Origin of the sequence: Herbaspirillum sp. YR522 (genome assembly GCF_000282575.1) — a bacterium.
Classification (GTDB): Bacteria; Pseudomonadota; Gammaproteobacteria; order Burkholderiales; family Burkholderiaceae_D; genus Herbaspirillum.
The window spans coordinates 1-10,695 of record NZ_AKJA01000135.1; the positions used below are offsets into that span (position 1 = coordinate 1).

Sequence of the window (10,695 nt, forward strand, 5' to 3'; positions counted from 1 at the left end):
GGGGGGGGGGGGGGGGGGGGGGAGCCGATGAAGCTGGCCACGAAGGTGGTGGCCGGACGGGCATAGACTTCGGCGGGGGTACCGATCTGCTCGGCCACGCCCCGATTCATCACGATCATGCGCTGGCCCAGCGTCATCGCCTCGACCTGGTCATGCGTGACGTACAAGCTGGTGGTGCGCAGGCTGGCATGCAGCTTCTGGATTTCCAGGCGCATCTGCACCCGCAACCGGGCGTCGAGGTTAGACAGCGGTTCATCGAACAGGAACACCGCCGGCTTGCGCACGATGGCGCGCCCCATCGCCACCCGCTGGCGCTGCCCACCCGACAGCTGGCGCGGCGTGCGATCGAGCAAGGCATCGAGTTCCAGGATGGCGGCGGCACGCTGTACCCGCTGCTCGATCTCGGCCTTGGGCAGGCGCTGGATCTTCAAGCCGTAGGCCATGTTCTGGCGCACCGTCATGTGCGGATACAGCGCGTAGTTCTGGAACACCATGGCGATGTCGCGCTGGGCCGGTTCGAGCTGGTTGACCACACGCTGGCCGATGACGATTTCGCCGTCGCTGATTTCCTCCAGGCCGGCCACCATGCGCAGCAGCGTCGACTTGCCGCAGCCGGAAGGGCCCACCATCACGATGAATTCGCCATCGGCGATCTCGGCGTCGATGCCGTGGATGACATCGACTGCCTTGCTGCCGCGCCCGTAGCGCTTGCGAACCTGCCTGAACTGGATTGCTGCCATATGTGCTCGTAGGATTTATTTCTCGGAATCGACCAGGCCCTTGACGAACCATTTCTGCATTGCCACCACCACCAGGCCCGGCGGCAGCATGGCCAGGATCATGGTGGCCATCACCAAGTTCCATTCCACGGCCGAATCGCCACCCGAGATCAGCGTCTTGATGCCGATCCCGATCGGATACATGTCCTGGCGGGTAGCGATCATCAGCGGCCACAGGTACTGGTTCCAGCCGTAGATGAACATGATCACGAACAGGGCCACCACGTTGGTGCGCGACAGCGGCCACAACACGTCGCGCAGGAAGCGCAGCGGTCCGGCGCCGTCGATGCGCGCTGCCTCGGCCAGCTCGTCGGGTACGGTGAGGAAGAATTGCCGGAACAGGAAGGTGGCGGTGGCCGAGGCGATCAAGGGCACCGTCAGGCCGGCATAGCTATCGAGCATGCCGAAATCGGACACTACCTGGTAGGTCGGCGTGATGCGCACCTCCACCGGCAGCATCAAGGTCACGAAGATCATCCAGAAAAAGAAATTGCGGCCGGGGAAACGGAAGTAGACGATGGCGAAGGCCGACAGCATCGAGATCGATATCTTGCCCACGGCGATGACCAGCGCCGTCACCAGGCTGACCCACAGCATGTTCAGCACTGGCGGCGCGCTGACCTGGCCGGAGGCGCCCTGGAACAGCACCATGCGATAGTTGTCCAGCAGCGCGCCGCCCGGCACCAGCGAGATCGGCGACATGGCCGACTGCTCGGCGGTCTGGGTACTGGCGACGAAGGCCACGTACAGCGGGAAGATCACCGCCAGCACGCCCAGGATCAGCACCAGGTGGCTGATCGCATCGAGGATGGGACGACGTTCGATCATGCGTATTGCACCTTTTTCTCGACGTATTTGAACTGCACCACGGTGAGCACCACCACCACCGCCATCAGCACCACCGACTGGGCCGCCGCGCTGCCCAGGTCACCGCCCTTGAAACCGTCCGAGAACACCTTGTAGACCAGGATCTCGGTGTCCTTGCCCGGACCGCCATGGGTGGTGGCCTCGACGATGGCGAAGGTATCGAAGAAGGCATAGACCATATTGACCACCAGCAGGAAGAAGGTGGTCGGCGAGATCAACGGCAGCACGATGGTGAAGAAGCGGCGCACCGGCCCCGCGCCATCGATGGCGGCCGCCTCGATGAGCGACTTCGGGATCGATTGCAGGCCGGCCAGGAAAAACAGGAAGTTGTAGCTGATCTGCTTCCACACCGCGGCAATGACGATCAGGATCATGGCGTCGTCGCCATTGACCATGTAATCCCAACCGATGCCCAGGCGGCCAAGCAGGTGCGACAACACTCCCAGCGATGGGCTCAGCAGGAACATCCACAACACGCCCACCACCACCGGCGAGACCGCGTAGGGCCAGATCAAAAAAGTCTTGTAGAGCGCCGCCGCAGCGCGCACGCGGTCGGCGAACACCGCCAGCAGCAGCGACAGCGCCATGCCCAGCACGGCCACCAGCAACGAGAAGGCAGCGGTGGTCTGGAACGACTGCAGGTAGGTCGGGTCACCGAACAGGTTGGCGAAGTTCTCCAGGCCGACGAATTCGGAATAGCCGCCAAAGGCGTCCTGCAACAGCAGCGACTGGTACAAGGCCTGCACCGCCGGCCAGAAGAAGAACAGCAGGGTCACCAGGACCTGCGGCGCCACCAGCGCATAGGGCAACCAGGTCGACTTGAATCGTGCGCGTTTTTCCACAATGGGTCACCGACGGAAGACAGCAATGAAGACAGCGGTAGAAAAAGCCGAATGCCGGCGACCTCGCATCACGGGATGCGCTGTCGGCCGGCACCGGCGGTATTGCGCTGGTCAAGCGCCTATTGCCCCTTGTTGGCGCGTTCGAAACGGGCCAGCAATTCGTCGCCGCGCTTGACCGCGGAATCCAGTGCGTCCTTGGGGCTCTTCTTGCCGGTCCAGACGTTTTCCAGCTCCTCGTCGAACACCGTGCGAATCTGCGCATAATTGCCCAGGCGCAGGCCGCGCGATTTCTCGGTGGTCTTGACGATCATCTGGCGCACAGCCACATCGGTACCCGGATTGCGCTCGTAGAAGCCGGCCTTCCGGGTCAGCTCGTAGGCCGCCTTGGTGACCGGCAGGTAACCGGTTTCCTGGTGCCACCTGGCGGCCACTTCAGGCTGCGACAGGAAGGTGAAGAACCTGGCCACGCCCTTGTAGTCGACCGCCTTCTTGCCATTCATGACCCACAGCGAGGCGCCGCCGATGACGGTGTTCTGCGGTGCGCCCTGGACATCGTTGTAGTACGGCAGCATGGCCGCGCCGAACTTGAACTTGGCGTTCTTGCGGATATCGGCATAGGCCGACGAGGAGCCGGTGATCATGGCGCATTCGCCGGCGTTGAACTTGGCGTTGGCCTCATCCTTGCGCCCGGCATAGGTGAAGTACCCCTGCCTGGACCAGTTGGCCAGGTTCTCGATATGGCGCACATGCAGCGGGCTGTTCAACTTCAGGCGCGCGTCGAGCCCGCCGAAGCCGTTGTTCTTCGACGCCAGCTCGACGTTGTGCCAGGTCGAGAACGACTCCAGCTGCACCCACGACTGCCAGGTGGTGGTATAGGCGCATGCCGCGCCGCTGGCCTTGATCTTGGCCGCCATGCCGACGAACTCCTGCCAGGTCACCGGCGGCTTTTCGGGGTCCAGGCCAGCCTTGGCGAACATGTCCTTGTTATAGAACATGATGGTGGTGGAGCTGTTGAAGGGGAACGACATCATGCCCTTGGGCGTGGAGTAGTACCCGGCCACGGCCGGCACGTAGGCTGACTGGTCGAATTCTTCACCGGCTTCGCGCATCACCTCGTACACCGGCTTGACCGCGCCCTTGGCGTAGATCATCGTGGCCGTGCCCACTTCGAACACCTGCAGGATGTCGGGTGCATTGCCGGCGCGGTAGGCGGCGATGGCGGCGGCCATCGATTCGTCGTAGGTACCCTTGTAGACCGGCACCACCTTGTAGTCGGACTGGCCCTTGTTGAATTCGTCGGCCAGTGCATTGACACGTTCGCCCAGCGCGCCGGTCATCGAATGCCACCAGGCGATTTCGGTGGCGGCGAAGGCCGAGGAAGTGACCGTTGCCAGCGCGCCCATGGCCAACCATGTTCTGAGTTTCATCAAGAGACCTCCACAAAAGGGACTTGATGCTAACAACGCTCCATGACAACGCCGTTACATCGGCGATATCGGCGGCATCCGTCACAGCTGAAACGATACAAATGATATGTCGCCGGCACCGCATCCCATGATCCGGGAGGCCGATGTCAGATGATCGTCAGGCTGCCGATGAGGTACGCCTTGTCGATTTATAATGCGCGTTTCGTCCAACGGATCAGGCATGAACAGGCTCAAGCTCTACGCGCTGCTGGTGCGCGCCCACAAACCCATCGGCATCCTGCTGCTGCTGTGGCCCACCCTCATCGCATTGTGGCTGGCCTCGGGCGGCCACCCCGAACCCGGTGTGCTGTGCATCTACATCGTGGGCACCGCGCTGATGCGCTCGGCCGGCTGCGCCATCAACGACTACGCCGACCGTGACTTCGACCGCTTCGTCAAGCGCACCGAACAGCGCCCGCTGACGGCCGGCAAGATAAAGTCCTGGGAAGCGCTGATGGTGGCGGCGGTGCTGGCGATCGTGTCGTTCTTGCTGATCCTGCCGCTCAACGCGTTGACCAAGCAACTGTCGGTGGCGGCCGTGATCATTGCCGCCAGCTATCCGTACTTCAAGCGCTTCTTCGCCATTCCCCAGGCCTACCTCGGTATCGCGTTCGGTTTCGGCATACCGATGGGCTTTGCCAGCGTCACCGGCGAGGTGCCGCCGGCGGCCTGGCTGCTGCTGCTGGCCAACGTATTCTGGGCCGTGGCCTATGACACCGAATATGCCATGGTCGATCGCGACGACGACCTCAAGATCGGCATCAAGACCTCGGCCATCACCTTCGGCCGCTACGACGTGCTGGCCATCATGCTGTGCTATGCGGTGGCGCTGGCGCTGATCTGGGCGGTCGGCCTGCAATATGGCCTGGGCCTGTGGTTCTCGGTCGGCATGCTGGTGGCCTGCGGCTTTGCGCTGTACCACTACACGCTCATTCGCGGCCGCGACCGCATGCGCTGCTTCGCCGCCTTCAACAACAACAACTGGCTGGGCGCCGCGATCTTCGGCGGCGTCGCGCTGGATTACCTTTTGCGCTAGCAGGGAGAGCAAGCATGGACTCGGAATTCTGGTTGCAACGCTGGCGCGAGGGCCGCACCCACTTTCACCAGGAGCGGGTATTGCCGCTGCTGCAAAAACACTGGCCCACGCTGGCCCTGCCCCAGGGCAGCACGGTGTTGGTGCCGTTATGCGGCAAGTCGCTCGACATGATGTGGCTGGCCGCGCAAGGCTACAAGATACTGGGCGTCGAATTGTCGGCGCTGGCGGTACAGCAGTTCTTCGACGACAACGGCATGCAGCCGGTGCTGCGCGAATCGGCACAAGGCAGGCATTACAGCGCCGGCAATGTCGAGATCATCTGCGGCGACATCTTCGACCTGGACGATGCCACGCTGGCCGCCTGCCGCGGCGCCTACGACCGCGCCGCGCTGATCGCCCTGCCGCCGCAGATGCGTGCGCGCTACGTCGAGCGGGTGTACGGTCGCCTGGCACCGAACTACTGCGGCTTGTTGATTACGCTCGAATATGAGCAGCAGCTGATGGAGGGACCACCGTTTGCGGTGGCCGAGGAAGAAGTGCAGCGGCTCTACGCCGCCCACACCGATGTGCTGGTCATGGAGCGCCGCGACATCCTGGCGCAGGAGACCAAGTTCATCGAGCGCGGCCTGCAGCGGCTCGACACCGTGGTCTACGACCTGCAGGGCGGACGCTGAACAGGGCCCGCGCTAGACCTCGGCGGTGGTGCGCATGACCGTCATGCGGCTGATCACGAACTCGCCCTCCACCACCGACCTGAATGGTGTTCCCACCACATTGAAGCCGGGGCCGCCGTCGTCCAGCCAGACTTGCGCCAGGGTGTCGAACTCGGCCGGGCTCATACGCAGCATCTGGGCGCTGATGACGAAGGTGGCGCCGGCTTTTTGTTTCCTGACGAATTCTTCCAGTGTAGCCATGCGGGCTCCTTGCAATAGGGGTTAGCGCGGCGGCAGCAGCGTCATCGGGTTGATCGGCTTGCCGTTGCGGCGGATCTCGAAGTACAGCTTGACCCGATTGGTGTCGCTGTTGCCCATGGTGCCGATCTGCTGGCCGCGGGTGACGGTCTGGCCCTCCTTGACCGTGATGGTCTTGTTGTGGGCGTACACCGACAACAGCACCGAGGTATGCTTGATGATCACCATGTTGCCGTAGCCGCGGATGCCGTGGCCGGCGTAGGTGACCTTGCCGGCGGCGGCGGCCAGCACGGCCTGCCCTTCGCTGCCGACGATGTCGATCCCCTTCTTGTAGCTGTCGGCGCTGGGCGCGGACTTGCCCTGGGTGGGCCAGGCCCAGTCGATGCGCGCATCGGCCGGTGCCGGGGCGTCGTCGTCCTTGGGCGCGGGCGTGCTGCGCGCGGGCGCCGCCGGCTTGCGCGCCGGCGCCGGGCCTGTCGCGCGCGGCGCCTGCCCGGCGCCGGTGCGCGCCACCACGTTGCCGGGCGGGCGTACCAGGATGCGCTGGCCCACTTCCAGGTCGTTGGGGTTGCGCAGCCGGTTCCAGGCCGTCAGGTTGGCGGGGCTTTGGTCGAAGTCGCGACCGATGCTGTAGAGCGTATCGCCGCGCTGGACCGTGTAGTAGCCATCGCTGTCGGCGGTGGAGGCACACCCGGCCAGCCAGATCACCGCCAGCAGCGGCCAGGCCGCGAATCGTGAAGCGCGCTTGTTCATCAGGCCCGGCCGAATTCGTCGCCCAGTTCCTTGCTGCGCAAAGCGGCGGCCTTGAGGGCATCGACGATGGCGTCCTTGACGCCGGACTGCTCCATGCTGGTCAAGGCGGCATAGGTCGTGCCGCCTTTGGAGGTGACCCGTTCGCGCAGGGTCGACACCGGTTCCTCCGAGCGCTGGGCCAGTTCGGTGGCTCCGGCAAAGGTGGCCCTGGCCAACGCCAGGCCCTCGGCCGGCGACAGGCCCAGTTCGACGGCCGCCTTTTGCATCGCCTCCAGGAAATAGAACACATAGGCCGGTCCGCTGCCCGAGATCGCCGTGACCGCATCGAGCTGTTCTTCGCGCCCCACCCAGACGGTCTCGCCGACGGCCTTGAGGATCGAATCGGCCTGCGCCCGCTGCAAGGTCGACACCTGCTCGCCGGCGGCCACGCCACTGATGCCGCGGCCGATCAGGGCGGGCGTATTGGGCATGGCACGCACCACCGCCTGGTGGCCGTCGAGCCAGCGCGAGATATCGGTTATGCGGATCCCGGCGGCGATGCTCAGGACCAGCTGGGCACCGATGACGGACTTGAGCTGGGCCACCACTTCGCCGATCTGCTGCGGCTTGACCGCCAGCACCACCACATCGGCACTGGCGACATTGCCATCAATGACGGCGGCGGTGCTGACGCCAAAGCGTGTCTTGAGCGCCTGCAACGCATCGGCGTTGAGGTCGACCACATGGAGGTCGGCCGGCGCGGCGACCTTGCCGACCAGACCACCGATGAGCGCCGCGGCCATGTTGCCGCCGCCGATGAATGCAATTTTCAATTCAACTCCTGGTTGTTTGGGTGGAACGATGACCGAAGATGGCGCTGCCGATGCGCACGATGGTCGCACCCTCGGCAATGGCCGCCGGCATGTCGGCCGACATGCCCATGGACAGGGTATCGAGCGCCAGCCCGTCGGCACGGCATCGATCATACAGGGCGCGCACGGCGCCGAACGCGGCGTGCTGGCGCGCGAGGTCATCGGTGGCCTCGGGAATGGCCATCAGGCCGCGCAGGCGCAGGCCGGGCAGCTGCGCCACCTGGGCCGCGACCTGCGGCAATTCGGCGGGCGACAGCCCGCTCTTGCTGGCTTCGCCGCTGATGTTGACCTGCAGGCAGATATTGAGCGGTCCCAGCGCCGGCGGGCGTTGTTCGGACAGGCGGCGGGCGACCTTTTCGCGATCGACCGAATGCACCCAGTCGAAGTGCTCGGCGATGGGCCGCGTCTTGTTGCTCTGGATGGGCCCGATGAAATGCCATTGCAACGCGGCCCCAGGCGCCAGCGCCTGCAGCGCATCGATCTTGTCCAGCGCCTCCTGCAAATAGTTTTCGCCGAACGCCAGCTGGCCGGCCTGTACCGCTTCCAGTACCGCCTGCGGGCCGAAGGTCTTGGAGACCGCGAGCAGTTGCACCGCCCCCCGCGGACGTCGCACCTGTTCGGTGGCGATGGCGATCCTTTGTTGCAACTCTTGCAAGTTTGTGGCGATTGACGACATAATCCGGGCCGGGACGGCGAGCCTGCGGGGGCATGAAAAGAATGAGTCGAAACGCGCGTTGTGCGCTTCTCCGCGAGGATTATAAATGGACATCGTCGACCTGCTTGCGTTCAGCGCAAGAAATCAGGCCTCGGACCTGCATCTTTCGGCCGGCCTGCCACCGCTGATGCGGGTGCATGGCGAGATTCGCCGCATCAACCTGGCCGCCCTGAGCGACCAGGCACTGCGCCGCATGCTGGCCAACATGATGAACGAGGAGCAGCGTCGGCGCTACGCCATGCGGCACGAATGCGACTTCGGCTTCCAGCACGAGCGGCTGGGCCGTTTCCGTGTCAATGCCTTTTGCCACCAGCGTGGAGCGGCCGCCGCGATCCGCCCCATCGCCGCCGAGGCCCCTCGATTGGAAGCCATCTCCGCCCCCCCGGTTTGCGCCGAACTGGCGTTAAGCAGCCGCGGCCTGCTGCTGGTCACCGGTCCCACCGGTTGCGGCAAGAGCACCACGCTGGCGGCCATGCTGGGGCACATCAACCAGCACCGCGCGGCCCATATCCTGACCATCGAAGATCCGATCGAGGTGATCCACGAGTCGCGCCGTTCGCTGGTCAGCCAGCGCGAGATCGGCTGCCATACCTCGTCCTTCGACAGCGCCTTGCGGGCCGCGCTGCGGGAAGACCCCGATGTGCTGCTGGTGGGCGAGCTGCGTGACGCCGAGACCATCGGCATGGCCTTGACCGCCGCCGAGACCGGGCACCTGGTGCTGGCGACGCTGCACACGGCGTCGGCGGCCAAGACGGTGGACCGCATCGTCGATGTGTTCCCGGCCGGCGAAAAGCAAGCCGCTCGCGCCATGCTGGCCGAATCGCTGGTGGCGGTGGTGTCGCAGGTGCTGTTGCCCAGGCGCGACGGCGGCGGGCGGGTGGCGGCGCACGAGGTGATGCTGTGTACCCCGGCCATTCGCAACCTGATCCGCGAGGGCAAGACGGCGCAGATCTACTCTGCCATCCAGACCGGCGTCGGCATGCAGACGCTGGACGCCTGCCTGGAGCGGCTGGTGCGGCAGCAGCAGATCAGCCTCGACTGCGCACGGGCCGTGGCGCGCTCGCCCGAGAGCTTTCCGGGCTGATGGCGCCCGAGACAGCCAAGACGCCGGAGACGGCGAGGTTTAGAATGGCATCCAGGACATCTTCCAGGACCCCGCATGAGCAACGTCTACGACTTCCACCCCAAGCTGGCCGATGGCAGCGAGTTCGACCTGGCGCAACTGCGTGGGCAGGTGATGCTGATTGCCAACACCGCCAGCAAATGCGGCTTCACGCCCCAGTACAACGGCCTGGAGCACATCCATCGCCAGTTCGGCGAGCGCGGGCTGGCGGTACTGGGCTTCCCCTGCAACCAGTTCGGCAAGCAGGAGCCGGGCAGCGCAGAAGAGATCGGCGCCTTTTGCGAGAGCAAGTTCGGGGTCAGCTTTGCGCTGTTTGCCAAGGTCGAGGTCAACGGCGACCAGGCCGAACCGCTGTTTCGCTTTCTCAAGCAAAAGGCGCCTGGCCTATTGGGCAGCAAAGCCATCAAATGGAACTTCACCAAGTTCCTGGTACGCCGCGACGGCACGGTGTTTCGCCGCTATGCGCCGCAGACGCGTCCGGAAGAAATGATTTCCGATATCGAGCAGTTGCTGGCCGAACCGGTTCAGGCCGGCCAGACGAAGGTAGCGTCGCCGTAAGGTGCGGCGATGAACTCGGGTAGCCGCTCGGCGGCGGCGGACAAGGCGTTCAACGCTGGGTGGTCGGCCGCCGGCACCACATCGGGCACCATCTGCTGCACGAAATACCAGGCGACCGCGGCGCTGATGGTGGCCTGGTCGATCGTGGCGCTGGTCGGTACGACCTGGCGCAGGGCGTACTCATCCTCAAGCGCGGCGCACGCTGCGAGCAACTGTCCACGCACCCGCTGCAGCCATGGCGCATGCAGTTTCTCGGCCGGGCGCAGTTGGCGTTCGTAGACCAGCTGTACGCTCTTTTCGCACACGGCCAGGGCCAGCCCGGTGATGCGCAGCGCACGCTGCAGTCCCGGGATATCGTCCGGCGTCAGGCTATGCCCTGACACTTCGGCCGACAGCGCCTCGGCATATTCGAGGATCAGGGTCGAATCCATCAGCACTTCATTGTCGTCGCACACCAGCGTGGGCGCCTTGACCACCGGGTTGATGTCGCCGAAGCGATCGAAATGGCGAAACACCGACAACGGCTGATGTTGAAATGGCAAGCCCAGCAATTGCAATGAGATGGCCACGCGCCGCACGAACGGGGAATCAAGCATGCCTATCAGTTGCATCGTGCAGCACTCCTGGGTGAGGTTCAAGCGACGATGTTACTGCATGCGGGAGCATTTGTGCTCGATTCGCACGGGCAGTCCCCAGGGCGCGCTTGCAAGCGCGTCCTGTCATGATGCTACCGGTTGCGTAATAGAGCTCTGCGATCAGTTCTTGGTCTGGTCGACCAGTTTGTTGGCTTTGAT

General features: G+C 64.5%; 13 protein-coding genes. 4 read left to right on the forward strand and 9 right to left on the reverse strand.

Going from position 1 to position 10,695, the window contains the following annotated elements; genetic code table 11:
• From ugpC to ugpB, 4 genes are all read right to left on the reverse strand, one after another.
• On the reverse strand, window positions 1–740 hold a 740-nt coding region (ugpC, locus tag PMI40_RS19465; protein WP_008118906.1), incomplete at its 3' end, for a sn-glycerol-3-phosphate ABC transporter ATP-binding protein UgpC.
• Between the two features lie 15 nt (window positions 741–755).
• A complete protein-coding gene (gene ugpE / locus PMI40_RS19470) occupies window positions 756–1,607 on the reverse strand; it encodes a sn-glycerol-3-phosphate ABC transporter permease UgpE (RefSeq protein WP_008118908.1) in 852 nt (283 codons plus the stop codon).
• Window positions 1,604–2,488, reverse strand: coding sequence for a sn-glycerol-3-phosphate ABC transporter permease UgpA (ugpA, locus tag PMI40_RS19475; protein ID WP_008118910.1), 885 nt, complete (start codon window positions 2,486–2,488; stop codon window positions 1,604–1,606). The genes ugpE and ugpA overlap by 4 nt, the downstream gene beginning before the upstream one ends.
• Window positions 2,489–2,607: 119 nt before the next feature.
• Window positions 2,608–3,915, reverse strand: a complete 1,308-nt coding sequence (ugpB, locus tag PMI40_RS19480) for a sn-glycerol-3-phosphate ABC transporter substrate-binding protein UgpB (RefSeq protein ID WP_008118912.1) — start codon at window positions 3,913–3,915, stop codon at window positions 2,608–2,610.
• 220 nt (window positions 3,916–4,135) lie between these two features.
• Here ugpB and ubiA point away from each other — a divergent pair, with 220 nt between their 5' ends.
• Both ubiA and PMI40_RS19490 read left to right on the forward strand, forming a co-directional pair.
• Window positions 4,136–4,990, forward strand: coding sequence for a 4-hydroxybenzoate octaprenyltransferase (gene ubiA / locus PMI40_RS19485; protein WP_008118915.1), 855 nt, complete (start codon window positions 4,136–4,138; stop codon window positions 4,988–4,990).
• A 14-nt stretch (window positions 4,991–5,004) separates the two neighbouring features.
• Entirely contained in the window at window positions 5,005–5,664 is a 660-nt protein-coding gene (locus tag PMI40_RS19490) for a thiopurine S-methyltransferase (protein ID WP_008118916.1), read from the forward strand.
• A 12-nt stretch (window positions 5,665–5,676) separates the two neighbouring features.
• Here PMI40_RS19490 and PMI40_RS19495 read toward each other — a convergent pair whose 3' ends face one another.
• Genes PMI40_RS19495 through PMI40_RS19510 form a run of 4 tightly spaced genes read right to left on the reverse strand, consistent with a single transcriptional unit; the run spans window position 5,677 to window position 8,181 of the window.
• Complete coding sequence (locus tag PMI40_RS19495) at window positions 5,677–5,904, reverse strand: hypothetical protein (RefSeq protein ID WP_008118918.1); 228 nt, start codon at window positions 5,902–5,904, stop codon at window positions 5,677–5,679.
• 21 nt (window positions 5,905–5,925) lie between these two features.
• Complete coding sequence (locus tag PMI40_RS19500) at window positions 5,926–6,654, reverse strand: peptidoglycan DD-metalloendopeptidase family protein (protein ID WP_008118920.1); 729 nt, start codon at window positions 6,652–6,654, stop codon at window positions 5,926–5,928.
• Window positions 6,654–7,466, reverse strand: coding sequence for a pyrroline-5-carboxylate reductase (proC, locus tag PMI40_RS19505; RefSeq protein WP_008118922.1), 813 nt, complete (start codon window positions 7,464–7,466; stop codon window positions 6,654–6,656). Before proC ends, PMI40_RS19500 begins: the two co-directional genes overlap by 1 nt.
• 1 nt (window position 7,467) lies before the next feature.
• The gene (locus PMI40_RS19510) at window positions 7,468–8,181 is read right to left on the reverse strand and encodes a YggS family pyridoxal phosphate-dependent enzyme (RefSeq protein WP_008118924.1); all 714 of its coding nucleotides are present in this window, start codon (window positions 8,179–8,181) and stop codon (window positions 7,468–7,470) included.
• An 85-nt stretch (window positions 8,182–8,266) separates the two neighbouring features.
• Here PMI40_RS19510 and PMI40_RS19515 point away from each other — a divergent pair, with 85 nt between their 5' ends.
• Complete coding sequence (locus PMI40_RS19515; protein ID WP_008118926.1) at window positions 8,267–9,304, forward strand: type IV pilus twitching motility protein PilT; 1,038 nt, start codon at window positions 8,267–8,269, stop codon at window positions 9,302–9,304.
• 75 nt (window positions 9,305–9,379) lie between these two features.
• Window positions 9,380–9,901: a glutathione peroxidase gene (locus PMI40_RS19520; protein ID WP_008118928.1), complete on the forward strand. Its 522-nt coding sequence runs from the start codon at window positions 9,380–9,382 to the stop codon at window positions 9,899–9,901.
• Here the strand turns inward: PMI40_RS19520 and PMI40_RS19525 are convergent.
• Window positions 9,868–10,512, reverse strand: coding sequence for a glutathione S-transferase (locus tag PMI40_RS19525; protein WP_008118930.1), 645 nt, complete (start codon window positions 10,510–10,512; stop codon window positions 9,868–9,870). The genes PMI40_RS19520 and PMI40_RS19525 overlap by 34 nt on opposite strands.
• Between the last annotated feature and the right edge of the window lie 183 nt (window positions 10,513–10,695).

Excerpts from the sequence above, each read along its gene's own strand:
- ugpE (WP_008118908.1), bottom strand. The coding sequence starts at position 1,607 with ATGATCGAACGTCGTCCCATCCTCGATGCGATCAGCCACCTGGTGCTG.
- ugpB (WP_008118912.1), bottom strand. The coding sequence starts at position 3,915 with ATGAAACTCAGAACATGGTTGGCCATGGGCGCGCTGGCAACGGTCACT.
- ubiA (WP_008118915.1), top strand. The coding sequence starts at position 4,136 with ATGAACAGGCTCAAGCTCTACGCGCTGCTGGTGCGCGCCCACAAACCC.
- PMI40_RS19490 (WP_008118916.1), top strand. The coding sequence starts at position 5,005 with ATGGACTCGGAATTCTGGTTGCAACGCTGGCGCGAGGGCCGCACCCAC.
- PMI40_RS19495 (WP_008118918.1), bottom strand. The coding sequence starts at position 5,904 with ATGGCTACACTGGAAGAATTCGTCAGGAAACAAAAAGCCGGCGCCACC.
- PMI40_RS19500 (WP_008118920.1), bottom strand. The coding sequence starts at position 6,654 with ATGAACAAGCGCGCTTCACGATTCGCGGCCTGGCCGCTGCTGGCGGTG.
- PMI40_RS19510 (WP_008118924.1), bottom strand. The coding sequence starts at position 8,181 with ATGTCGTCAATCGCCACAAACTTGCAAGAGTTGCAACAAAGGATCGCC.
- PMI40_RS19515 (WP_008118926.1), top strand. The coding sequence starts at position 8,267 with ATGGACATCGTCGACCTGCTTGCGTTCAGCGCAAGAAATCAGGCCTCG.
- PMI40_RS19520 (WP_008118928.1), top strand. The coding sequence starts at position 9,380 with ATGAGCAACGTCTACGACTTCCACCCCAAGCTGGCCGATGGCAGCGAG.
- PMI40_RS19525 (WP_008118930.1), bottom strand. The coding sequence starts at position 10,512 with ATGCAACTGATAGGCATGCTTGATTCCCCGTTCGTGCGGCGCGTGGCC.